Origin of the sequence: Streptomyces sp. Pv4-95, assembly GCF_045782725.1 — a bacterium.
Lineage (GTDB): Bacteria > Actinomycetota > Actinomycetes > Streptomycetales > Streptomycetaceae > Streptomyces.
Window position 1 is genome coordinate 5,736,847 of sequence record NZ_CP127172.1, and the last position, 23,431, is coordinate 5,760,277.

Genomic DNA, 23,431 nt, shown 5'->3' on the forward strand with positions numbered 1-23,431 from the left:
CCACCCGCTGTACTCGCGGATCACCCCGCAGGCGGTGCCGCCCCGGCCGACGCGCACCCCGCCGGTGCCCGCGCCCCCGCTGCGGACCTCGCCTGCTGCCCTGCGGGCCGGACTGCTCGGCGGGGCGGTGCCGGTCGTCGGCCTCTGGCTGGTGCAGGCCGAGCCCTCGGTGCGCCTCGACGCGCTCTTCGCGACCCTCGCGCACCTCAGCGGCCTGCTCGCCGGCTACGGAATCCTGGTCATGCTGCTGCTGATGGCCAGGGTGCCGGCCGTCGAGCACGGTGTCGGCGCGGACCGGCTGGCACGCTGGCACGCCCTGGGCGGCCGCTACGTCCTGACCTGCTGCTTCGCCCACGCTGTCCTCGCGCTGTGCGGCCACGCGGCGCACACCGGCACCGACCTCCTCAGCGCCGCCGTCGGCCTGCTGGGCTACCCGGGTCTGGCCGCGGCCGCCGCCGGCACCGCACTGCTGGCCTGCGTCGGCCTCTCCTCGGCCCGCGCGGTCCGCCGGCGGGTGCGGCACGAGACCTGGCGCGCGGTCCACCTGCTGACCTACGCGGGCGCCGCGCTGGCCTTCGCCCACCAGCTCGCCGGTCCGGACCTGGCCGGCGGCCCGCTCGCGGCGTGGCTGTGGACGATGCTGCACACCACCGTCGGAGTGCTGCTCGTCTGGTACCGCCTGGTGGTGCCGGTACGCCAGGCGCTGCGGCACAGCCTGCGGATCATCGCGGTTCGCACCGAGGCACCGGACGTGGTCTCGGTCGTGATGCAGGGCATCGGGCTGGACGCGCTGCGCGCCGAGCCGGGGCAGTTCTTCCGCTGGCGCTTCCTCGGCCGGCGGCTGTGGCGCACGTCGTTGCCCTTCTCGCTCTCCGCACCGGTACGCGACGACACCCTGCGGATCACCGTCAAGGCGTGCGGTGACCACACCCGCCGGATACGCCGGCTCCGGCCCGGCGTACGGGTCCTGGCCACCGGTCCGTTCGGCGCGCTGACCGCGCACCGGCGCACCCGACCCAAGGTGCTGCTGCTCGCGGGTGGCGTCGGTATCACGCCGCTGCGCGCCCTCTTCGAGACCCTGCCCGGCGAGCCCGGGGACCTCACGCTCCTCTACCGGGCGGGCAACGCCGCCCAGTTGGTGCTGCGGGACGAGCTGGAAGCCATCGCGGACTCCCGCGGCGCGGCGCTGCACTACCTCCTCGGGCCGTCCGACGGGCCGTTCGACCCGCTGTCCCCGCGCGCGCTGCGCAACCTCGTGCCCGACCTGGACGAGCACGACGTCTACCTCTGCGGCCCGCCCGGCATGCACACGGCCGCGGTGATCGCCCTGGAGCGCGCAGGCGTCCCCGCCCACCGCATCCACTCCGAGCAATTCGCCTTCTGAGACCGCCCGTCAGACCCGACCGACCCCGCTCGTCGAACCGCTCCCGCCCGGCCCGCTCCCACCGCGACCCCACTCCTGCGAGGACCACCGCCCATGGCCAGACACCGCAAACCGCACGTCATCCCGGCCGCCACCCTGAAGGCACGCCGCGGGCTCACGGCGTGCCTGGTGGGAGCGAGCGCGCTCACCGCCACCCTGCTGACGCTGACCGTCACCCCGGGCTCGCCACCCGCCCCCGACCGTTTCCCCGCGGCCCCCACAGCCGCCGAACCGCAGGCCGCCCCCTAGGTCGTGACTCCTTGCCCGTTCCCTCAGCTGCTTTCCGTCGATCGAGAAGAAGTACGGCCGGTCGACAGCCGAGTGGAAGAACCTCATCCACACCTCACCCCTGTCCCAGCACATGGAGCTGGTGAGCCGGCTCAAGACCGAACACGGCCTGGGACACGGCCACGCCCATGCCCTTGTCGCCCACACCAGCGCGGAGACCGGGAGATGGAACACCTGCGGGCCCGGCTCCGGGCTCAACGGCGCCGGATCAGCACGACAAGTCCTCGGGGCGCCCCGTGGCCTCACGCGACCTTGTCAAGCCGCGCCAAGTCCTCCTCCGTGAGCGCGATATGGGCCGCGTCCAGGTTCTCGTCCAGGTGGGCGGGCGTTCCCGTACCCGGCGTCGGAAGCAGGACCGGGGAGCGGTGCAGCAGCCAGGACAGGGCGATCTGGCCGGTGGTGGCGCCGTGCCGGGCGGCGACCGCCGCGAGTGCTTCGCCCGCGTCACCGGTCAGTGCGCCGTTGCCCAGGGGGAACCAGGGCAGGAACGCCGTGCCGCGCTCCTCGCACGCCTCCAGCAGCTCCTCCGCACCCCGGTCCAGGAGGTTGTAGCGGTTCTGCACGGACGCGATGGGCGCGATCTCCCGCGCCCGCCTCAGCTCCTCGACGCCGATGCTGTCCAGACCGATGTGCCGGATCTTTCCGGCCCGTTGCAGGTCCGTCAGCGCGCCCAGCTGCTCGGCCATCGGCACCTCGGGGTCCAGCCGGTGCAGCTGGTAGAGGCCGATCGTCTCCACGCGCAGCCGTCGCAGACTCGCCTCGCACATGGCGCGCAGCTGCTCGGGCCGTCCGGCGATGTGCCACACGTCCGGGCCGGTACGGACCACGCCGCCCTTCGTCGCGATCACCAGCCCCGCCGGATACGGGTGCAGGGCGCGCGCCACCAGCTCCTCGGCCACGTCGGGGCCGTAGTTGTCGGCGGTGTCGATCAGCGTGACGCCCCGCTCGACGGCCCGGCGCAGCAGCGCGACCGGCCGGCCTTGGTCCTCGTGCCGCGGCCCCCAGTACCCGGGGCCGACCAGTCCGCCCGTTCCCAGGCCGAGCCGGCGGACCGGCAGATCGCCGCCCAGCCGAAAAGTGGTTTCACCATCCATAAATGCGGAGCTTAGGACGCGGGCCGCTTCGTAAGATCGGCCGGTGCCTGACATAGACCTGTTCACGCTGACCCTGCTCTGCCTGGCCGCCCTCGCGGCCGGCTGGATCGATGCCGTGGTGGGCGGCGGCGGCCTGCTGCTGCTCCCCGCCCTCCTGGTCGGCCTCCCGCACACGCCCGCCGCCTATGTTCTGGGCACCAACAAGTCCACCGCGATCGTCGGCACCACCGCGGCGGCCGTCACCTACGTCCGCAAGGCCCCGATCGATGTGCGAACCGCGGTGCGCATCGGACTCGCGGCGGCCGCCGGGTCCCTCGCCGGCGCGTTCTTCGCCGCGGGCCTGAACAGCGAGGTCCTGCGCCCGCTGATCATGGCCGTGCTGCTCGCGGTGCTGGCCTTCGTCCTCTGCCGCCCCGCCTTCGGGACCGCCCCGGCGCCGTCCGGCCCGGTCGGCAGGCGGCGGATCGTGGCGGCGATCCTCGTCGCGGGCCTGGGAATCGGCTTCTACGACGGCCTCATCGGGCCGGGCACCGGCGCCTTCCTCGTCGTCGCGCTCGCCGCCATCCTGCACATGGACCTCGTCGCCTCCTCGGCCACCGCCAAGGTCGTCAACGTCTGCACCAACGTCGGCGCGCTGACGATGTTCGCCGTCCAGGGCACCGTCCTGTGGCAACTCGGCGCCCTTCTGGCGCTGTTCAACCTCGTCGGCGGCCTGGTCGGGGCCAGGATGGCGCTCAAGCGCGGCGCCGGATTCGTCCGGGGGGTGCTGGTGGTCGTGGTCGTAGCCCTGCTGTGCAAGCTGGCCTACGACCAGTGGCTGGCGGTATGACGCCGACCCCTGCCCCGAGCGGGCCGGTCGAGCCGCCCCGACTTTCCCCTAACGCCCCACCGTCCACCCGAGCTTGACGACCGCCGCCTTCGCCGTCTTCTTGAACGCGCTCACCGGTGCCTGCGTGAGATCTCCCATCTGGGCCCAGTGGACCACTGTCACCCGCGCCCCGCTGCGGCCCACCGCGAAGAGGTGCACGCCCGGCTCGGAGTCCGGCACCGAGGTGTGCACCCCGTAGACATGCGCGCCGTCCCCCACGGCGACCGTGCCGTAGTCGTCCCAGGCCGCGGTGCCGCCGGGGGTGTTCCGCAGCCAGTCGGCGGCGCAGCCGGCGACGGTGGTCTCCCAGGAGGCGGCGAGCCGTCGGGCCTGCTCCGCGCTCCCGGTCACCACGGCGACCTGCGCGGCGTGGGTGTCGTAGTCGGTGTGGAAGAAACGGTGGTAGGTGCCTTCGCCTGCCGGCAGTACGCCGCCGTCCAGGCAGAACGGCTCCGGATCCGGCAGCCCCGCGGTGACCGGGCCCGCGAACCACGCGGAGGAGGCGTGCGGCGGCAGCTCGGCCGGCTTGAGGAACGGCGGCGGCTGGACCCGCAGGGTGCGGACGGCCGCGTCACCGCTGCCCGCCGCCCCGTGGGTCGCGGCCCCGGCGGCCGGGGCGCCGAGGGCCAGTGCCAGTCCCGCGACGGCGGTCGCCGCGGCCACCGCGCCGACGACGGTACGGCCGGAAGACGCGCGCTTGGCCATGATCATTTCCTCCCCCTGGGATGTGCACCCGAGGGAGGTGCACAAGGACGCTCCTGAGCGCGCTCCCGCCAAGGTGCGAGAAGCGTCGTCTCGGCAGGTCTGACCGCCGAGCCGGGAAAAGGGTTGCGCAGGACACGGCTGCACGGGCCGGAGCCGGCAGACGGCAGGAGGACGCGAGGGGCCGGGGAGTTCGGGCGCGCTCAGCCGCGGGCCGCGGCCTCCGTCCTTGTGCGCTCCTCTTCCGGCACCTCGGTGACGGCCGTCAGCAGCACCGCCGAGTCCTCGATGGCCTTCAGGCCGTGCCGTTCGCGTGGGAGGGCCATGACCTGACCGGCGGTCAGCTCCTGCTCCTCGGGCGTCTCGGTCAGCCGGACCCGGCCGAACAGCACCTGGAGACTCGCCGACGGCGGCGTGTTGTGCTCGTCCAGCGCCGTGCCCGCGGTCAGCGCGATGACCGTCTGCCGCAGCGGGCCGTCGTGCACAAAGAGGTAGGCGCTGCGTCCGTGCGGGTCGCTCCTGGCGCCGTCGAGCTGCCGGCGGGCGAGGGCGTTGAGGTCGTCCATGGTGCGGGCCTTTCGGGTGCGGACCGGCGGCGGGAATCCCTCTTCCATCCTTGCCGGTGCGGGGGCGGGCGCAACCGGGGCGCGAGGCCCGGGCCGCCGCGGGCCGCCCGGCGGCCATCGGCGCGGGCGGCGGGCCCTCGGCGTCACACGGCGCGGGCGTCCGGGTGCTCGCCCGCGGGGCACGGTCCCGCCACCACGAAGATGATCACCATCGACCGTACGATGCGATGATCCGACCGCCGTCCCCGTCCCGCCCCCATGCCGTCCCGCTCCCGTCCCGAAGGTGCGCCCCGTGGCCGATCCGACCCTCCAGAACGAACCGTCCGACCCGTCCGGGCTCGCCGAGTCGGCCCGGCCTTCGGACGTGCCCGGGCAGCCGACGCGGTTCCTGACCGTCATGACGACCATCGACAGCGAGCCCAAGGCCGAGCGGCTGGCGCGCGGCGCGATCGAGGGCGGGCTCGCGGCCTGCGCACAGATCAGCGCACCGGTGACCTCGGTCTTCCGCTGGGAGAACGCCGTGGAGACCACCCAGGAGTGGCAGGTGCTGTTCAAGACGGCGGCCCCGGCTTACGAGGCGCTGGAGGCGTACCTCCTCACGGCGCACGACTACGACACCCCGGAGATCATCGCTACCCCGGTCACCCGGGGAAGCGCGGAGTATCTGGCCTGGGTCGCGAAGGAGACGAGCTGACGTGCGGCAGAGACCCGAGAGGCAGAAGCGCGCCGAGTGGCCGGACCGCGCCGAGGTGCGGACGCGCCCCTGGCCGAGCCGCCACCGGAGGCGGGCGACGGCTGCCGTGTGCGGCGCGGCGCTGTGTCTTGTCACGGCCTCCGCGAGCCACGCGGCCGAGGGCGCCTCCGGTGCCAAGGACCCCACAGGCATCACCAACCCCGCCGGTTTCGCCGCGTACGCCGACCGCGCGACCGCCCCGCAGCACTCCGCCGCCACCGGTCCCGGGGCTCCCGGAGCGACCTCCGCCCCCGGGGCGCCCGCCACCGTCGCGGCCCCCACCACTCCCGCCACCTGGACCAGCCATGACGCCGCGGCCTACTGGACCGCGGAACGGATGGCCGCCGCCCATCCGCCCCCGGGCGAGACCGCACCCGCAGAAGAGGCCGCACCTGCCAAAGAGGCCGCGCCTGCCAGAGACGCCGCACCTGCCAAAGAGGCCGCGGCCTCCGCCTCCGAGCCGGCCGGGCCCGCGGACGCCGCCGCCGTCTCCGGCACGCACTTCGACGGTGTCCCGTCCGTCGGCGTGCTGTTCTCCGTCGGCCAGGACGCGCGGACCCACCACTGCACCGCGTTCGTGGTGCGCTCCCCGCGCCGCAACCTGATCCTCACCGCCGGTCATTGCGAAGCGGGCACGCGCGCCGCCTTCGTCCCCCGCTACCGCTCGGGCGCGGCCACCCAGCCGTACGGGGTCTGGGCGATCGGCAAGACCTACGTCCTCCCCGGGCACGGCACCACCGGTGCCGCGGCCGATCTCGACTTCGCCTTCGCCACCGTCGCCCCCGACGCCCGCGGCCGTTCCCTCGAAGAGGTCACCGGCGCCAACGTCCTCGCCCCCACGCCCGGTTACACCACCAAGGTCACCGTCATCGGGTACCCGAGCGTCCGCCATGACCCGCAGGACCGTGCCGTGCGCTGCGACACCGTCACCAGCCGGCTCGCCGGCACCCGCCAACTGCGGATGGAGTGCGGCGGCTTCTACGGCGGCACGTCGGGCGGTCCCTGGCTGACCCACTTCGACGAGCAGAGCGGCACGGGCACGGCCGTCGGCCTCATCGGCGGCCTCAACGGTGGTGGCCCCAGCGGCCCGGAGAACGACCGGGTCTCCTACAGCCCCTATTTCGGGCCCGAGGTGTTCGACCTCTACTCGCGCGCCTTGCGGGACTGAAGGGCCTGACCGAAGCGCTAGCGCAGTGCCTCCGCCAGCCCCTTCTCCTGCGGCCCGAGGAAGTGCGGATCGGGCCGCAGGAGCGCGTCCGCCGCCGCCTTCCCCGCCGCGAAGAGTTCCCGCACCCCGCCGTACGCCCAGGTGACGTCATGCCGGGCGGCGACCCCGACCCCGTACGACTCGACCCCGGCCGCCTCGCACAGGGCCAGCGCGCGCCGGATATGAAAGCCCTGGCTGACCAGCACCGCACGGTCCACCCCGAAGATCCGGTGCGCGCGGCTGCAGGAGTCCCAGGTGTCGAAGCCCGCGTAATCGCTGACGATCTTCGCGGCCGGGACGCCGCGGCGCAGCAGGTAGCCGCGCATCGCGTCCGGCTCGTCGTAGTCGTGCCGGCTGTTGTCGCCGGTGACGAGGATCGTGCGGACCGTCCCCCGGTCGTACAGCTCGGCGGCCGCGTCCAGCCGGTGGGCGAGGTACGGCGACGGCTCGCCGTTCCACAGGCCGGCGCCGAAGACGACGGCGACCGGCGCGGACGGCGCGTCGGCGACCGTGCGGACGCGGGGCCCCGCCGTCGCGTTCATCCACGTCGCGGGGGCCAGGGCGAACACCGTCAGCGCCACGGCCACCTGGTACGTGCGGCGCCACCCCGCCCGTGTCCGCGGCAGCCGTAGGCGTCTCACCGGCCGCAGCCCTCGCATCCGTGCTCCTCTTCCCGCCCGCCCCACGCCACCGGCCACGGCCGGGCCGTGCGGCGGCACTCGCGATCGTGTTCGATCCCGCAAGCTGCGACGCCCTGCGGCCTGGCATGGTTGCAGTGGGCCCGAAACCGGCGCCCGCGCGCGGCCCCGCACCGTTTCGGAGAGGATTCCGCACCCGTGACCACCCAGCCCGAGCGTCTGCCGTTCTTCGTCTACGGGACGCTGCGTCCCGGCGGGATCCACCACGCCTGGGCGCTGCGCGGCAGGACCGAGGCCGAGGAGCCGGCCCGGATCGCCGGCGCGCTGCTCTACGAAGGCCCCGGATACCCGTACGCCGTCGCGGGCCCGGCCGACGCGGTGGTGCACGGCGCGCTCATCACCCCTCGGCACGCCGACTACGACGACGTGCTCACGACGCTGGACCGGCTGGAGGGCCACACCCCCGGCGCCTCCGGGAACCTCTACGAACGCGTGGCGGCGGAGGCCGTAGGCCCGGCCGGCGGGGCGACGCGGGCCTGGGTGTATCTGGCGGCCGAGCCGCTGGCCGCCCGGCTGCGGGCCACCGGCACACCCATCGGGAGCGGCGACTGGCGGGGCACGACGGCGGCCGAGCGGACCGGTTGAGCGCGACGCCCGGGCGCCGCCGTCACCGCCGCCCGTCCGCCGGTTAACCTGGACGACTCCTCCCGCGCCGAGCGGCCTTTCCGTTGGCGAGGACCGCTCCCGCGCCGAGGGCCCTTTCCGAACCGCAGAACAGGTGTGACCCGCGTGCCTTCCTCCTCCTCAGCCGCATCAGCTCCCCGGTCCCCGCTGCCCAAGGCGGAGCTGCATCTCCACATCGAGGGCACGCTGGAGCCGGAGTTGGCGTTCGCACTCGCCGAGCGCAACGGCGTCACCCTGCCGTACGCCTCGGTGGACGAGCTGCGCCGCGCCTACTCCTTCGCCGATCTGCAGTCGTTCCTGAACCTCTACTACGCGCTGATGGCCGTCCTGCGCACCGAGGACGACTTCGCCGATCTCGCGGACGCCTACCTGGTGCGCGCCAAGGAGCAGGGCGTCCGGCACGCCGAGATCTTCTTCGACCCGCAGGCGCACACCGCGCGCGGCGTCCCGATCGGCACGGTCATCCGCGGTCTCGCCCGTGCCCTGGACGGCGCCGAGGAGAGGTACGGCATCAGCACCCGCCTGATCATGTGCTTCCTGCGCGACGAGAGCGCCGAGTCGGCCCTGGCGACGTTCGAGGCGGCGCGCCCGCACCTGGACCGCATCACGGCAGTGGGACTGGACTCCGCGGAGGTCGGGCATCCGCCGTCGAAGTTCAAGGACGTCTACGCCCTGGCGCGGGAGGCCGGCCTGAAGTGCGTGGCGCACGCGGGCGAGGAGGGCCCCGCCGCGTATGTGTGGGAGGCCCTGGACGTGCTCGGCGTGGACCGGATCGACCACGGCGTGCGCGCGCTGGAGGACGAGCGGCTGGTGGCCCGCCTGGTGGCCGATCAGATCCCGCTCACCGTCTGCCCGCTGTCGAACGTCCGGCTCCGGGTCATCGACGACCTCGCCGACCACCCGCTGCCCGCGATGCTGGACGCGGGCCTGCTGGTGACCGTCAACTCCGACGACCCGGCCTACTTCGGCGGTTACGCGGACGACAACTTCACCGCCGTGCGCGATGCCCTGGGCCTCGACGCGGAGACCCTGCGCACCCTCGCCCGCAACTCCTTCCGCGCCTCGTTCCTCGACGACGCGACGCGCGCGAAGTACTTGAAGGAAGTGGACGCCCACCAGCTGTGAGGCGCGGCGCCGTGCGGGCCGGCGCCCCGCACGGCGTTCACTTCGTCAGCGCGACGGCGACGAGGACGAGCGCCAGGTCCGCCGCCATGCACCACGTGCCCCGTGTGACCAGTTCGCGGCGGTCGTTGCGCCACCCGAGGAACATCAGCAGCAGACCGCCGTTCGCGCCCACGAAGTGGGGCACCGATATCAAGAAGCTGACCCCCAGGGCGAACGACGCGTAGAGCAGAGCCCACGAACTCATCACGAAGACCGCTGACAAGCCGTAGAGCTGATTGCTGACTTCGTGCACGCGCCGCTCGTTCGGCGTCGGTGGGTCGAGGTCGGGGAACTCGGGGTTCAGGTCCATTCCGCGACGCTACCCCGGCCCCTCCACGCCCCATCAGGCCCCTGGGTTCCTCTCGGATCCCCCCACCTCAACCGTCTCCACTGCCCCGCCCGTCCGCACGGCTTCCAGGCGTACCGCGCACACCTTGAACTCCGGCATCCGGGAGGTCGGGTCGAGCGCCGGGTTGGTGAGGGTGTTGGCCCGTCCTTCGCCCGGCCAGTGGAACGGCATGAAGACGGTGTCCGGCCGGATCGCGCCGCTCACCCGGGCCGGGGCGACCGCCCGGCCGCGCCGGGAGACCACCGCGACCGGTTCGCCGTCCGCGATCCCGAGACGTTCCGCGAGCCGCGGATGCAGCTGGACGAACGGTCCGGGCTCGGCGGCGTTCAGCTCGGCGACCCGGCGGGTCTGTGCCCCGGACTGGTACTGGGAAAGCACCCGGCCCGTCGTCAGCACGACCGGATAGGCGTCGTCGGTCTCCTCGTCCGCCGGCCGGTGTGTGACGGGGACGAACCGGGCCCGGCCGTCCGGCGTCGCGAAGCGGTCCAGGAACAGGCGGGGTGTGCCGGGGTGATCGGTGGGGGAGCCGCCCTCGGGCAGCTGCGGGCACGGCCAGAAGACGCCGTCCTCCTCCGCGATCCGCCGGTAGGTGATGCCCGAGTAGTCCGCGGGACCGCCCGCCGACGCCCGCCGCAGTTCGTCGAAGACCTCCTCGGGCGTGGTCGGGAAGCCCTTCTCCCGACCCAGGCGCGCCGCAAGGCCGTTGAGCACCTCCAGGTCCGTGCGCACACCGGGTGGCGGGGCCAGCGCCCGGCGGCGCAACAGGACCCGGCCCTCCAGATTTGTCGTGGTGCCGGTCTCCTCCGCCCACTGGGCGACCGGCAGTACCACATCGGCCAGCGCGGCGGTCTCCGACAGCACCACGTCCGCGACGGCCAGGAAGTCCAACGACCGGATGCGCTCCTCCACATGGGCGGCGCGGGGCGCGGAGACGACCGGGTTGGAGCCCATCAGCAGCAGCGCCCGGACGTCACGCCCCAGCGCGTCCAGCAACTCGTACGCGCTGCGCCCGGGGCCCGGCAGCTCGTCCGGGTCGACGCCCCACACCTCCGCGACATGCCGGCGGGCCGCCGGGTCGTCGAGCTTGCGGTAGCCGGGCAGCTGGTCGGCCTTCTGGCCGTGCTCGCGGCCGCCCTGGCCGTTGCCCTGCCCGGTCAGGCAGCCGTAGCCGGACAGCTCGCGGCCCGCCCGGCCGGTCGCCAGGCACAGGTTGATCCACGCCCCCACGGTGTCCGTGCCCTTGGCCTGCTGCTCGGGGCCGCGCGCCGTCAGCACCATCGACGACGCGGCGTCGCAGAACAGCTCCACCGCCTCGCGGAGCTGCGGCACCGGCACCCCCGTGATCCGTTCGACCATTTCCGGCCAGTGCGCCATCGCCGCCGACCGCGCCTCCGCCCAGCCGCTGGTGCGGGCCGCGATGAACTCCTCATCGGTGCGGCCCTGCGCGACGACCAGGTGCAGCAGCCCGAGCGCCAGTGCCAGATCGGTGCCGGGGCGCGGCGCGAGGTGCAGGTCCGCCTGCTCGGCGGTGCGGGTCCTGCGCGGGTCGACGACGATCAGCTTGCCGCCGTTCTCCCGCAGCTCGGTGAGGTAGCGCAGGGCGGGCGGCATGGTCTCGGCCAGGTTGGAGCCGACCAGGATGACGCAGCCGGTGCGGGCCACGTCCGCCAGCGGGAACGGCAGACCGCGGTCCAGTCCGAACGCCCTGCCGTGCGCCGCGGCTGCCGACGACATGCAGAACCGGCCGTTGTAGTCGATCTGCGAGGTGCCGAGCGCGACCCGGGCGAACTTCCCCAGGGCGTACGCCTTCTCGTTGGTGAGCCCGCCGCCGCCGAAGACACCCACCGCGTCCCGGCCGTGCGCCGCACCGGTCCGCCGCAGGCCCGCGGCGACGCGGTCCAGCGCCTCGTCCCAGCCGGCCGGCTCCAGCACCCCGGTATCGGTGTTCCGCACCAGCGGCGTGGTCAGCCGCGCTCCCGGGGCGAGCAGCTCGGCAGCGGTCCTGCCCTTGCCGCACAGGGCGCCGCGGTTCACCGGGAAACCGGGCCGCTCCACGACCTCCACACCCGGCCCGCCGGCTGCCGGGGCCCCGGCGGCGCGGGCCCCGGCGGCCGTCCCCGTGCCGGGCCCGGCGGGCCGCAGGCCCATGCCGCATTGCAGGGCGCAGTAGGGGCAGTGGGTGTCGACCGTCGCGGCGTTCATGCGTGCCAGCGTGGTACGGGGGTGTTACACGCAGGAATCACGAGGGTTTCGGCCACGGGGCAGCGATCTCCCAGCGCGCGGCCCGCCGGCGGAGGTCGGACGGCACACGGAATTCGCCGGCCGGAAACGGCCCCGCAACGCACCGCTGCCACGCTCTGGCCATGACGGCGTCGAGAGCGCACCAGCCCATCCAGGCCCCGATCGACCTCGCACCGAACGACGACCTCGCACCGCGGACCGACCCGGCAGAGGGCGGGCGCCGCGCAGCACACCAGGGCCGCGCCGTTGCGGACGGCCGCCCGGCCCCCGACGCCCGCGACCACCACGATTCCGACCACCCCGACGGCGCCGTTCCCCTGGGCACGGCCGACCTCGCCACCGAGATCACGGCCCAGCTGAGCCACCAGCTCAGCAAGGTCCGGCTGCACGGCTACCGGCGCCCCGCGGGGCAGCGGCCCGACCGGCGGCAGGCCGCCGCCGTCCGGCACCCCGCCCTGGAGCACCGTATGACCACCGCCCCGCGCCCGCACCCCGCTCCGACCCTGGTCGCCGTGGCCCACGGCAGCCGGGACCCGCGGGCCCCGCGCACCATCCGCGCGCTGCTTGACCGGGTCCGTGCGCTCCGCCCCGGCCTGCCCGTCCGCCTCGGTCACATCGAGCTGAACCGGCCGCTGCTCGCCGACACCCTCGCCGAACTGCGCGGCGAGGCGGTCCTCGTCCCGCTGCTCTTCGGCCGGGGGTACCACGTCACGCACGACCTGCCCGCCGCCCTGGCGGACGCGCCCCACCTCGGCGGCCGGATCGCCGCGCCCCTGGGCCCGCACCCGCTCCTGGTCGAGGCGCTGTACGGCCGCCTTCTGGAGGCCGGGTTCGCCCACGAGGCCGGCGGCGGCCCGGACGCCCGCGACGCCTTCGACGCTCTCGACGCGGCCGAGGACCTCGGCCGCGAGGTGGTGGCGGCCGGCCCCTGCGCCGTGAACCGGCCGCAGAACCGTTCGGGCATCGGCCGCACCGCCGTGGTGCTGGCCTCCGCAGGATCCCGGGCGCCGCGCTCCGCCGAGGACACCGCCCGCATCGCGCAGCTGCTCTCGGCCCGGCTCGGCGGCGTCCCCGTGCTGCCCGCGTACGCCTCCGCCGCCACCCCCACCGTCGCCGAGGCCGTGCGCCTGCTGACCGCCCGCGGCCACGACCGGATCGCCGTCGCCGCCTGCTTCACCGCCCCCGGACGCTTCGCCGCGCAGTGCGCCGCCGACGCCCCCGGGACCGCCGCCGCGCCCCTCGGCGACCACCCCTCCCTGGCCCGCCTCGTACTTCACCGCTACGACCAGGCGCTCCTCGCGCGTACCGCATCCGACCCGGAAGGCGCCAGGGCGGCTACCGTCGCTGTATGACGGGTACACCACCGACCACCGGCAGGGACGCGGGCGACCACGGCCCCGGCCACGCCTCCGGCCAGAGCTCCCGGGAACCCGCACGTGTCCCGGCCGACCAGGACACGCCCGGCTACACCGAGGCCGACGCCGAACGCTGGGTCTCCGAACCGGACAAGCGCCCCGGGCGCACCGCCTTCCAGCGCGACCGGGCCCGGGTCCTGCACTCCGCCGCGCTGCGCCGCCTCGCGGGCAAGACCCAGGTCGTCACCCCTGGTTCGCAGACCTACCTCTGGGACGCCAGCCCCCGCACCCGCCTGACCCACTCCCTGGAGTGCGCGCAGGTCGGACGGGAACTCGGCGCCGCCCTCGGCTGCGACCCCGACCTGGTCGAGACCGCCTGCCTGGCCCACGACCTCGGCCACCCGCCCTTCGGGCACAACGGCGAGCAGACCCTCAACGAAGTGGCCCTGCCCTGCGGGGGTTTCGAAGGCAACGCACAGTCGCTGCGGCTGCTGGCACGGCTGGAGCCCAAGCGGTTCATCCCGGCGCCGGACGGCTCGACGGTCAGCGTCGGCCTCAACCTCACCCGCGCCGCTCTCGACGCGGCCACCAAGTACCCCTGGCCACGCGGCGGGCACCCCACCGACCCCGCCTCCCCGAAGTTCGGCGTCTACGACGACGACCTGCCGGTCTTCGCGTGGTTCCGGCAGGGCGCACCGACCTCCGTGCGGAGCTTCGAGGCGCAGGTCATGGACTGGTCCGACGACGTGGCGTACTCGGTGCACGACGTCGAGGACGGCCTGCACGCCGGACACCTCGACCCCAACCTCCTGCTCGCCGACTCCGAACGGGCCGAGATCTTCGCCGTCGCCGGTGAACGCTACGCACCCGGCGCCGGCCCCGAGGAACTGGCCGCGGCGCTGGACCGCCTTCTGGAGCAGGAGTGGTGGCCGCACGGCTACGACGGCACGGCGCTCGCACAGGCCCGCCTCAAGGACGCCACCAGCCAGCTGATCGGCCGCTTCTGCCAGGCCGCGGAGACCGCGACGCGGGCCGCGTGGGGACACCTGCCGGGCCGTCACGACACCGGAAGTGGAAACGGCCCGCTCACGCGCTACGCGGCGGAGCTGGTGGTTCCGGCCGAAACACGGCTGGAATGCGCCGTTTTGAAAGCCGTCGCCGACCGCTACGTCATGCAGCGGCCCGACCAGGAAGCGCTGCGCGCCGACCAGCGCGTGGTGATCGCCGAACTGGCCGAGGCGCTGCTGGCCCGCGCCCCCGACGGCCTTGACCCGCAGTTCCGTTCGCTGTTCGAAACCGCCGAGGACGACACCGCCCGGATGCGGGCCGTCATCGACCAGATCGCCGCCCTGACGGACGCCTCGGCACGCTCTCTGCACGCCCGTCTCACCCGTCCCCCCGGTCTCGCGCGAGGCAACCGAGGGTGACCCTGGAGGGGCAGCCCCCCTTCCCCCCTCACGCTCCGTGCGGGACGCTCGAACTCGACGGTTTCGAACGGAGCATCGCCAACGACACCGACGGGGGCATGATCCACGGGGGCACCACCCGGGCGTTCACGGACGCGGAAGCGGACGTACGGCACCGCAACGAGGAGGAAGCAAGTGGTCGACGCACACCAGACGTTCGTCATCGTCGGAGGTGGCCTGGCCGGCGCCAAGGCCGCCGAGACCCTCCGCTCGGAGGGCTTCACCGGCCGGGTGATCCTCATCTGTGACGAGCGCGACCACCCGTACGAGCGCCCACCGCTCTCCAAGGGCTACCTGCTCGGCAAGGACGAGCGCGACAGCGTCTTCGTCCACGAACCCGCCTGGTACGCCAAGGCCCACATCGAACTCCACCTCGGCCAGCCCGCCGTCCACCTCGACCCGGAAGCCAGGACCGTACGCCTCGGCGACGGCACCCTGATCGCCTACGACAAGCTGCTGCTGGCCACCGGCGCCGAGCCGCGCCGTCTGGACATCCCCGGCACCGGCCTGGCCGGCGTGCACCACCTGCGCCGACTCGCGCACGCCGAACGGCTGCGCGGCGTGCTCGCCTCGCTCGGCCGCGACAACGGCCATCTCGTCATCGCGGGCGCCGGCTGGATCGGCCTGGAGGTCGCCGCCGCGGCCCGCTCCTACGGCGCCGAGGTGACCGTGGTCGAGGCCGCCCCGACCCCGCTGCACCACGTCCTGGGGCCCGAACTCGGCGGCCTGTTCACCGACTTGCACGGCGAACACGGCGTCCGCTTCCACTTCGGCGCCCGCTTCACCGAGATCGTCGGGCAGGACGGCATGGTGCTGGCGGTGCGCACCGACGACGGTGAGGAACACCTCGCCCACGACGTGCTCGCCGCGATCGGCGCCGCCCCGCGCACCGCCCTCGCCGCCCAGGCCGGCCTGGCGCTGGCCGACCCGGCGGCCGGGGGAGGCGTGGCCGTGGACGCCGGCATGCGCACCTCCGACCCGTACATCTACGCCGCCGGCGACGTCGCGGCCGCCGACCACCCGCTGCTGGACGCCCGGGTGCGCGTCGAGCACTGGGCCAACGCCCTCAACGGCGGGCCGGCCGCGGCACGCGCCATGCTCGGCCAGGAAGTCAGCTACGACCGCATCCCCTACTTCTTCTCCGACCAGTACGACGTCGGCCTGGAGTACTCCGGCTACGCCCCGCCCGGCTCGTACGACCAGGTCGTCTGCCGTGGCGATGTCGGCAAGCGGGAGTTCATCGCCTTCTGGCTCGCCGAGGGCCGGGTACTCGCCGGCATGAACGTCAACGTCTGGGACGTCGCCGGGCCCGTCCAGCAACTCATCAGGTCCGGGCAGCCGTTGGACGCCGACGCCTTGGCCGATCCGCAGGTTCCGCTGGATTCGCTGCTCCCGTAGCGTGGTGGTATGCCCAGCAGCCCCACAGGTTCCTCCGGTCCCGCAAGCCCCACCGGCCCTGGCGGTGCCGGCACGCCCGTCCCGGCCGTCACCTTCGACGACGTCCGGGACGCGGCGAAACGGCTGGCGGGCGTGGTCCACCGCACGCCCGTACTGCGCTCGCGCACCCTCGACGGGCTGGCCGGCGCCGAGGTCTTCCTCAAGTGCGAGAACTTCCAGCGCGTGGGCGCGTTCAAGTTCCGCGGCGCCTACCACGCCGTCTCGCGGCTGACGCCCGAGCAGCGGGCCCGCGGCGTCGTCGCGTACTCCTCCGGCAACCACGCGCAGGCCATCGCGCTGGCCGCCCGGGAGCTGGGCACCACCGCCGTCATCGTGATGCCGGAGGACTCCCCGCAGGCCAAGCTCGACGCCACCGCCGGCTACGGCGCGGAGATCGTCACCTACGACCGCTACACCGGCGACCGCGCCGCCATCGGCGGCCGGCTGGCCCAGGAGCGCGGACTCAGCCTGATCCCGCCCTATGACCACCCGGACGTCATCGCAGGTCAGGGCACCGCGGCCCTGGAGCTGATCGAGGAGACCGGCCCGCTCGACGCGCTGCTGGTGCCGGTGGGCGGCGGTGGGCTGATGGCGGGCTCTGCCCTCGCGGCGACCGCCCTGGCCCCCGGCATCCGCATGATCGGCGTGGAGCCGGAGACCGGCGACGACACCCGGCGCTCGCTCGCCGCCGGGCACCGGGTCACCATCCCGGTCCCGCACACCATCGCCGACGGCCAGGCCGTCGACGCGCCCGGCGAGCTGACCTTCCCGATCAACCGCGAGCTCGTCGACTCCGTGGTCCTGGTCGGCGATGACGAGATCCGCACCGCCATGAAGCTGGCCTTCGAGCGGCTGAAGATCGTCACCGAGCCCAGCGGCGCCACCGGGATCGCCGCTCTCCTGGCCGGGTGCGTCGACCTTCCCCCGGTGCCTGGAGGGCCCGGGCGGTCCCCCCGTCCGCCCCGGATCGGCGTGATCGTCTCCGGCGGCAATATCGGACTCGCCCGCTTTCTGGAGCTGATGGGCTGAGGCGCCGACGCCGGGGAGCGGAGGCGCGGCCGGGAGTGTCCGAGCCCGGCCGTAGAATTCACGCGTGGCAGGCAGGATCAACGATGACGACGTGAAGGCGGTCCGGGACGCGGTCCCGATCGACGCCGTCGTGTCCGAGTACCTCCAGCTCCGCAACGCCGGCGGCGGCAACCTCAAGGGCCTGTGCCCGTTCCACGACGAGAAGTCCCCGTCCTTCCACGTCAGCACCACCAAGGGGCTCTACCACTGCTTCGGCTGCCAGGAGGGCGGCGACACCGTCGACTTCATCATGAAGATCGACCACCTCTCCTTCGCCGAGACCATCGAGCGCCTCGCCTCGCAGGCCGGCATCACCCTGCGCTACGAAGAGGGCGGCTACACCCCCGGCCGCCAGCAGGGCGAGCGCACCCGCCTGGTCGAGGCCCACAAGGTCGCCGCGCAGTTCTACGTCGAGCAGCTCGATGGCCCCGAGGCCGAGATCGGCCGCAAGTTCCTCGCCGCGCGCGGCTTCGAGCAGACCGCCGCCCAGCACTTCGGCGTCGGCTACAGCCCGGCCGGCTGGGACCACCTCACCCGCTTCCTGCGCGGCCGCGGCTTCAGCGACAAGGAGCTGGTCCTGGCGGGCCTCTCCCAGGAGGGCCGCCGCGGGCCCATCGACCGCTTCCGCGGCCGCCTGATGTGGCCGATCCGGGACATCTCCGGCGAGGTCGTCGGCTTCGGCGCCCGCAAGCTCCGCGACGACGACAACGGCCCCAAGTATCTGAACACCCCCGAAACCCCGATCTACCGCAAGTCCCAGGTCCTGTACGGCATCGACCTCGCCAAGAAGGAGATCGCCAGGACCAGCCGCGCGGTCGTCGTCGAGGGCTACACCGACGTCATGGCCTGTCACCTGGCCGGTGTGACCACGGCCATCGCCACCTGCGGCACCTCCTTCGGCGAGGGCCACATCAAGATCCTCCGCCGGCTGCTGATGGACAACTCCGGCTCCGAGGTGGTCTTCACCTTCGACGGCGACGCCGCGGGCCAGAAGGCCGCCCTGCGCGCCTTCGAGGACGACCAGAAGTTCGCCGCGGAGACCTCCATCGCGATCACCCCGGGCGGCATGGACCCGTGCGACCTGCGGCTGGCCAAGGGCGATCAGGCCGTCGCCGACCTCGTGGAGTCCCGTACCCCGCTCTTCGAATTCGCCCTGCGGCATGTCGTCTCCCGGCACAACCTCGCCACCACGGTCGGCCGCGCCGCCGCCCTCGACGAGGCGGCGCCCATCGTCGCGAACATCAAGAACAGCTCGATCCAGCACGAGTCGGCCGTCTCCCTGGCCGGCATGCTCGGCATCCTGGACACTCAGTTCGTCGTCCGCCGGGTCAGCCAGCTCGCCCGCTGGGCCCGCGAGCGCGGCCGGGACGGCGGCCCGGAGCAGGGTGCCCGGCAGCGCCGCGGCGCTCCCGCCCCCGCCCAGGAAGGCCCCGCCCCGGGACCGCGCGGCCCGGCCCTCCACCTCCGCAGCCCCGCCCACCGCGTGGAGCGCGAACTCCTCAAGCTCGCCCTGCAGCGCCCCGACCTGGTCTCCCCGGCCTTCGACGCCTACGGAGTCGACGAGTTCACCGCCCCGCCCTACGCCACGGTCCGCCAGTGCGTCGAGGACGCGGGCGGCGCCGCTGCCGGCGTCGCCGACAGCGAGTACGTCGCCCGGGTACGCGACGCCGCCCCCGACGACACGGTCCGCGCCATGGTCACCGAACTCACCGTCGAGCCGCTGCGCACCCGCCGCGACCCCGACGCCGCCTACGCCGGTGAACAGCTGGCCGCGGTCCGCATCGCCGCCGTCGACGCACGCATCGCCGACCTGGAGGGCGCCGCCCGCCGCAGCGAGGCCCAGGGCGACCACGCGGGTTCGGCCGCGGTGCTCCAGGAACTCTGGGTGCTCCAGCAGTACGGCAAGTCCCTCCGCGAACGCGGCGCGGCAGCCCTGTAAGGCCGGCCGGCCACTCCGGCGACGGGAGCGTGCGTTCCCGCCCGCGCCGGTCACGAAGCACGCGCGCCCCCGGCGCCCAAGCGCCGAAGCACCTTCCAAAAAGCTCGCCGGGCCGGCGTGTGCGCACGCACCTGATCAGCGAGCGGGCCGTCCGCCGACGGCCGGACCGCTTCACCCCCGGACCGCGAACAGCCCCCCGCCGTACGGCACATCGCGCCCGCCCGTAGCCGTCCGGTCACGCACCGGACTCAAAAAGTGGTCGCACGCCCCTCGTGGCGGGCATGTGTCGTACCCCACACTGAGGAGCGGTGCCTGAGTCCTCGGAGCGCGGCGGGTCCGGTCGCACGGACCGTGAATCCCCCGCGGAACCGCCCGTGACGTCCGGGACGGACAGCGGCTCGGCCGCAGTCGTCCCGGGCCCTTCTGCCGCCCCAGCCGCGATCACCATGGAGGTCGCCCCCGTGCAGACCCAGACCCTCCCCGACGCGCCGGCCGACGACGTGACCGGCCTCCGCGAACCGGGTCCTCCCGGGCCCGCCGACCGCGACTCCCGTACGCCGGAGCCGCCGGCCGACCAGGTCACGGTCCCCCAGCAGGGCGAGGCGCCCGCCGCCGAGATGCTCACCGAGGGCGGCGCCGAGGAGGCCGCGCCGGAGCCGCCGACCCGTCCGGAGACGGCGGGCCCGTCCTCCGACCTCTTCCGGCAGTACCTCCGCGAGATCGGCCGGATCGCGCTGCTCACCGCGGCCGAGGAGGTCGAGCTGGCACGCCGCGTCGAGGCGGGCCTCTTCGCCGAGGAGAAACTCACCAGCACTCCCGACCTGGACTCCCAACTCGCCGTCGACCTCGACAGGTTGGTGGTCCTGGGCCGGATGGCCAAACGTCGTCTGATCGAGGCCAACCTGCGCCTGGTGGTCTCCGTCGCCAAGCGCTACGTCGGCCGCGGACTGACCATGCTCGACCTCGTCCAGGAGGGCAACCTCGGCCTGATCCGCGCCGTCGAGAAGTTCGACTACGCCCGCGGCTACAAGTTCTCCACCTACGCCACCTGGTGGATCCGCCAGGCGATGTCCCGCGCGCTCGCCGACCAGGCCCGCACCATCCGCGTCCCGGTCCACGTCGTCGAGCTGATCAACCGCGTGGTGCGCGTCCAGCGCCGGATGCTCCAGGAACGGGGATACGAGCCGACCCCCGAGGAGGTCGCGGCCCACCTCGACCTGACCGGCGAACGCGTCAGCGAGGTCCTGCGGCTCGCCCAGGAACCGGTCTCACTGCACGCCCCGGTCGGCGAGGAGGACGACGTCGCGCTGGGCGATCTCATCGAGGACGGCGACGCCGCCTCGCCCGTCGAATCGGCCGCCTTCCTGCTGCTCCGCGAACACCTCGACGCGGTCCTGTCCACCCTCGGTGAACGCGAACGCAAGGTCGTCCAGCTCCGCTACGGCCTGGCCGACGGCCGGCCCCGCACCCTCGAAGAGATCGGCCGGATCTTCGGCGTCACCCGCGAGCGCATACGGCAGATCGAATCCAAGACCCTCAACAAGCTCCGCGACCACGCCTTCGCCGACCAGCTGCGCGGCTACCTCGACTGACGCGGTTCCCCGCGAGCCACCCGGCCGGCTCAGCCCTCCCGCTGGAACGCCCCCGGATGGATCTCGTCGCGCACCGCCATGTACTGCTGGCGTACGGCCCGGCCGACGGCCAGGTCCTCACCCGGTTCGAACACCTGGCTCGCGGCCGCCGGCCACTCGGGCGGATCCACCCACGGCGATCCGCCCTCCGGCGGCACCCCCGCGCCGGCCGCGGGGGTGAGGGTGCCGTGCGCCACGCCCAGTGCCCAGGCCGCCTGCCGGGCCGCGCCCAGCGCCGCGTACTCCGCGGGCTGCGGCACCACGACCGGCACACCGAACAGCGCCGGCGCGGCCGCCTGCACCGCGCCCAGTTCCGCGGCCGCACCCAGCAGGAACACCCGGCGCACCTCGACGCCGCGCCCGCGCAGGACGTCCAGGGCGTCCGCGAGCCCGCAGAGCATGCCCTCGACGGCGGCCCGCGCCAGGTGCTCGGGCTTCATGCTCTCCCGCCGCATCCCGTGCAACGATCCCGCGGTGTGCGGCAGGTGCGGAGTGCGCTCGCCCTCCAGATACGGCAGCAGAACCATGCCGTACGAGCCGGGCGACGACTCCAGCGCCAGCGCGGACAGCCCTTCCAGGTCCGTGCCGAGCATCTCCGCCGCGCCCCGCAGCACCCGCACCGCGTTGGTGGTGTGCACCACCGGCAGATGACGGCCGGTGGCGTCGGCGAAGGAAATGATCGTGCCGCTCGGGTCGGCCAGCGCCTCATGGTGGATGCCGAACACCGAGCCCGAGGCGCCCAGCGACACCACGGCGTCACCGACTCCGACGCCCAGCCCGAACGCGGCGGCCATCGTCTCGCCCGTACCGGCGGAGATCAGCAGTCCCTCCGGGGTGAACCCGGCGGTCCCGGAAGGGCCGAGCACCTCCGGCAGCCGCACCTGATGCCCCAGCGCCAGCTCGATCAGATCCGGCCGGTAGGACTCGGTCGCCGCCGACCAGAAGCCGGTCGCCGAGGCCCCGCTGCGATCCGTCGTCCGCCGCGCGGGCCGCCCCAGCAGCTGCCACGCCAGCCAGTCGTGCGGCTGCATGACCTCCACGATCCGGGCCGCGTTCGCCGGCTCGGTACGGGCCAGCCAGCGCAGCTTCGTCACCGGGTGCGCCGCCTGCGGCACGGCCCCGACGGACTGCGCCCAGGCGGTGCGCCCGCCCAGCGAGTCGATCAGGTCCGCGGCAGCGCTCTGCCCGCGCTTGTCATTGCCGACCAGCGCGGGCCGTACGAGATTGCCGTCGGCGTCCAGCGGCACCAGACCGTGCTGCTGCGCGGACACGCCGATCGCCTGCACGCCTTCCAGCAGCCCGTTGCCCGCGGCCTCGCCGAGCGACATCAGCCATGCCTGCGGGTCGATCTCGGGCCCCTTGTCGGCGGGGTGCGGCGCGTACCCCTGCCTGATGACGGCACCCGTGTCCGCATCGCAGACGACGATCCGTGTGCTCTCGGACGAGCTGTCCAGCCCGGCGACTATCCCCATGGCCCCAGATGATGCCCCATGGGACGCATAAGGAGAGAGTCAGGGTTTGCCCGGCCGGGGCACACCCGTGCCGCTCGGGTGAGTGCGGTCATGTGTTGCTGGTTCCCCAGTCGTCCTCCGCCGCCCCGCGGTGGTCGCGCAGCGAGCGGATCCGGGTGCTGAAGGAGTTCGGCAGCCGGTCCTCGACCTTGTCGAAAGCCTTCGTGGCGGCTTCCCGGCCGGTCAGCGCGGCCGATTCGGCGGTATTGCGGACGGCGGGATTCTGCGCGAAGCGCTGGGCGCACTTGCGCAGCTGCTCGTACCGCTCCCGGCCGGCCCGCGTGCCGAGCACGTATCCGATGGCCAGTCCCGTGATGAACGTGAGCCGGTAGCGCATCGCTCCACCCTTTCCTGTCGTCGGTCTCGCTCGTGTGTGCCACTCATGCCACGCACGAGGCGCCTTGATGCCGCTCGATCGCGTCGGATGCCGGTGACGCAGCGGATCGGCAGGCTGTGCCCGCGCGCCTACCCCCAGGACTGGAGATCACCCGAGGCGATACCGATTGGCGGAGCACCCCCCTGCTTGCGCTAATGTATGTGTCGCAGCGAGCGCGCGCCGTCCGGAAGACCGGGCAGGGGTGCATTCGAGGCACACAGAGCATTCCCCTGTAGCTCAATTGGCAGAGCAGCCGGCTGTTAACCGGCAGGTTACTGGTTCGAGTCCAGTCGGGGGAGCTCGGTCCCCTGTAGCTCAATTGGCAGAGCATTCGGCTGTTAACCGGAGGGTTACTGGTTCGAGTCCAGTCGGGGGAGCAGAAGGAACGAGGACCCCGGAAGGGGTCCTTTTTCTTGTGCCGTGGAACCGAACCACCCATGATCCAAGTCCTCTTGGGCGTGCATGGTCGCGCGACGACGGTCCTCACGGGCAACAGATCGTATGAGCGGCTATGCTGCGGCAGACGGCGCGCACAAATGTGCGCGGCGCGCCGCGAGGGGGCGGTAGCTCAGCCGGTTAGAGCAGCGGACTCATAATCCGTCGGCCGTGGGTTCGAGTCCCACCCGCCCCACCGCAGCCTGGTAGCGCAGAAGCGATATGGCCAGGTGAGAGGCAGTATCGAGGGTCGCCG

General features: G+C 73.6%; 21 protein-coding genes, 3 tRNA genes and 1 pseudogene. 17 read left to right on the plus strand and 8 right to left on the minus strand.

The features are described from left to right. Window positions 1–112 precede the first annotated feature (112 nt). The 3 genes and pseudogenes from QOM21_RS25090 to QOM21_RS25100 all read left to right on the plus strand — a co-directional run. Window positions 113–1,384, plus strand: coding sequence for a ferric reductase-like transmembrane domain-containing protein (locus QOM21_RS25090; protein WP_407555800.1), 1,272 nt, complete (start codon window positions 113–115; stop codon window positions 1,382–1,384). A 93-nt stretch (window positions 1,385–1,477) separates the two neighbouring features. After that, entirely contained in the window at window positions 1,478–1,672 is a 195-nt protein-coding gene (locus tag QOM21_RS25095; protein WP_407553282.1) for a hypothetical protein, read from the plus strand. Window positions 1,673–1,697: 25 nt separating this feature from the next. After that, window positions 1,698–1,868 (plus strand): annotated as a pseudogene (locus QOM21_RS25100) (DUF4287 domain-containing protein); the annotation flags it as partial. A gap of 85 nt (window positions 1,869–1,953) precedes the next feature. Here QOM21_RS25100 and QOM21_RS25105 read toward each other — a convergent pair. Beyond that, window positions 1,954–2,805: an aldo/keto reductase gene (locus QOM21_RS25105; RefSeq protein WP_407553283.1), complete on the minus strand. Its 852-nt coding sequence runs from the start codon at window positions 2,803–2,805 to the stop codon at window positions 1,954–1,956. 43 nt (window positions 2,806–2,848) lie between these two features. Between QOM21_RS25105 and QOM21_RS25110 the strand changes: the two genes are divergently transcribed. Then, entirely contained in the window at window positions 2,849–3,634 is a 786-nt protein-coding gene (locus QOM21_RS25110) for a sulfite exporter TauE/SafE family protein (protein ID WP_407553284.1), read from the plus strand. Window positions 3,635–3,682: 48 nt separating this feature from the next. Here the strand turns inward: QOM21_RS25110 and QOM21_RS25115 are convergent, their stop codons facing one another. Further along, window positions 3,683–4,378: a hypothetical protein gene (locus QOM21_RS25115; protein WP_407553285.1), complete on the minus strand. Its 696-nt coding sequence runs from the start codon at window positions 4,376–4,378 to the stop codon at window positions 3,683–3,685. Window positions 4,379–4,578: 200 nt separating this feature from the next. Next, the gene (locus QOM21_RS25120) at window positions 4,579–4,941 is read right to left on the minus strand and encodes a cupin (RefSeq protein WP_407553286.1); all 363 of its coding nucleotides are present in this window, start codon (window positions 4,939–4,941) and stop codon (window positions 4,579–4,581) included. 292 nt (window positions 4,942–5,233) lie between these two features. Here QOM21_RS25120 and cutA point away from each other — a divergent pair, with 292 nt between their 5' ends. Then, window positions 5,234–5,635 carry a divalent-cation tolerance protein CutA gene (cutA, locus tag QOM21_RS25125; protein WP_407553287.1) on the plus strand — a complete coding sequence of 134 codons (402 nt, stop codon included), beginning with the start codon at window positions 5,234–5,236 and terminating at the stop codon, window positions 5,633–5,635. A gap of 1 nt (window position 5,636) precedes the next feature. Then, on the plus strand, window positions 5,637–6,842 hold the full coding sequence (locus QOM21_RS25130; protein WP_407553288.1) for a hypothetical protein: 1,206 nt from the start codon (window positions 5,637–5,639) through the stop codon (window positions 6,840–6,842). A 17-nt stretch (window positions 6,843–6,859) separates the two neighbouring features. Here QOM21_RS25130 and QOM21_RS25135 read toward each other — a convergent pair whose 3' ends face one another. Next, window positions 6,860–7,540, minus strand: coding sequence for a vancomycin high temperature exclusion protein (locus tag QOM21_RS25135; protein WP_407553289.1), 681 nt, complete (start codon window positions 7,538–7,540; stop codon window positions 6,860–6,862). A 177-nt stretch (window positions 7,541–7,717) separates the two neighbouring features. Here QOM21_RS25135 and QOM21_RS25140 point away from each other — a divergent pair, with 177 nt between their 5' ends. After that, on the plus strand, window positions 7,718–8,164 hold the full coding sequence (locus QOM21_RS25140; protein ID WP_407553290.1) for a gamma-glutamylcyclotransferase family protein: 447 nt from the start codon (window positions 7,718–7,720) through the stop codon (window positions 8,162–8,164). Between the two features lie 135 nt (window positions 8,165–8,299). Continuing rightward, a complete protein-coding gene (locus QOM21_RS25145) occupies window positions 8,300–9,328 on the plus strand; it encodes an adenosine deaminase (RefSeq protein ID WP_407553291.1) in 1,029 nt (342 codons plus the stop codon). Window positions 9,329–9,365: 37 nt separating this feature from the next. Here the strand turns inward: QOM21_RS25145 and QOM21_RS25150 are convergent, their stop codons facing one another. Continuing rightward, window positions 9,366–9,677, minus strand: coding sequence for a hypothetical protein (locus QOM21_RS25150; protein ID WP_407553292.1), 312 nt, complete (start codon window positions 9,675–9,677; stop codon window positions 9,366–9,368). A 33-nt stretch (window positions 9,678–9,710) separates the two neighbouring features. Next, entirely contained in the window at window positions 9,711–11,918 is a 2,208-nt protein-coding gene (locus tag QOM21_RS25155) for a molybdopterin oxidoreductase family protein (protein WP_407553293.1), read from the minus strand. A gap of 161 nt (window positions 11,919–12,079) precedes the next feature. Between QOM21_RS25155 and QOM21_RS25160 the strand changes: the two genes are divergently transcribed. The 6 genes from QOM21_RS25160 to QOM21_RS25185 all read left to right on the plus strand — a co-directional run bounded on the left by QOM21_RS25160 (window position 12,080) and on the right by QOM21_RS25185 (window position 20,814). Next, window positions 12,080–13,309 carry a sirohydrochlorin chelatase gene (locus QOM21_RS25160; protein ID WP_407553294.1) on the plus strand — a complete coding sequence of 410 codons (1,230 nt, stop codon included), beginning with the start codon at window positions 12,080–12,082 and terminating at the stop codon, window positions 13,307–13,309. Next, entirely contained in the window at window positions 13,306–14,739 is a 1,434-nt protein-coding gene (locus tag QOM21_RS25165) for a deoxyguanosinetriphosphate triphosphohydrolase (protein WP_407553295.1), read from the plus strand. The genes QOM21_RS25160 and QOM21_RS25165 overlap by 4 nt, the downstream gene beginning before the upstream one ends. Before the next feature lie 174 nt (window positions 14,740–14,913). Further along, window positions 14,914–16,176 (plus strand): NAD(P)/FAD-dependent oxidoreductase, encoded by a 1,263-nt coding sequence (locus QOM21_RS25170; RefSeq protein ID WP_407553296.1) that lies wholly within the window; start codon window positions 14,914–14,916, stop codon window positions 16,174–16,176. A 9-nt stretch (window positions 16,177–16,185) separates the two neighbouring features. Continuing rightward, window positions 16,186–17,244 (plus strand): threo-3-hydroxy-L-aspartate ammonia-lyase, encoded by a 1,059-nt coding sequence (locus tag QOM21_RS25175; protein ID WP_407553297.1) that lies wholly within the window; start codon window positions 16,186–16,188, stop codon window positions 17,242–17,244. Between the two features lie 64 nt (window positions 17,245–17,308). Next, window positions 17,309–19,222 carry a DNA primase gene (gene dnaG, locus QOM21_RS25180; protein ID WP_407553298.1) on the plus strand — a complete coding sequence of 638 codons (1,914 nt, stop codon included), beginning with the start codon at window positions 17,309–17,311 and terminating at the stop codon, window positions 19,220–19,222. Window positions 19,223–19,530: 308 nt separating this feature from the next. Beyond that, window positions 19,531–20,814, plus strand: a complete 1,284-nt coding sequence (locus QOM21_RS25185; protein WP_407553299.1) for an RNA polymerase sigma factor — start codon at window positions 19,531–19,533, stop codon at window positions 20,812–20,814. Window positions 20,815–20,843: 29 nt separating this feature from the next. Here the strand turns inward: QOM21_RS25185 and QOM21_RS25190 are convergent, their stop codons facing one another. Continuing rightward, on the minus strand, window positions 20,844–22,325 hold the full coding sequence (locus QOM21_RS25190) for an FGGY family carbohydrate kinase (RefSeq protein ID WP_407553300.1): 1,482 nt from the start codon (window positions 22,323–22,325) through the stop codon (window positions 20,844–20,846). An 88-nt stretch (window positions 22,326–22,413) separates the two neighbouring features. After that, the gene (locus QOM21_RS25195) at window positions 22,414–22,701 is read right to left on the minus strand and encodes a YtxH domain-containing protein (RefSeq protein WP_407553301.1); all 288 of its coding nucleotides are present in this window, start codon (window positions 22,699–22,701) and stop codon (window positions 22,414–22,416) included. Window positions 22,702–22,966: 265 nt separating this feature from the next. On the opposite strand from QOM21_RS25195, the gene QOM21_RS25200 reads away from it, so the two are divergent. The 3 genes from QOM21_RS25200 (at window position 22,967) to QOM21_RS25210 (ending at window position 23,371) form a co-directional block, all read left to right on the plus strand. After that, window positions 22,967–23,039 (plus strand) — tRNA-Asn (locus QOM21_RS25200). Window positions 23,040–23,044: 5 nt separating this feature from the next. Next, a tRNA-Asn gene (locus tag QOM21_RS25205) sits at window positions 23,045–23,117 on the plus strand. 180 nt (window positions 23,118–23,297) lie between these two features. After that, window positions 23,298–23,371 (plus strand) — tRNA-Ile (locus QOM21_RS25210). Window positions 23,372–23,431 lie beyond the last annotated feature (60 nt).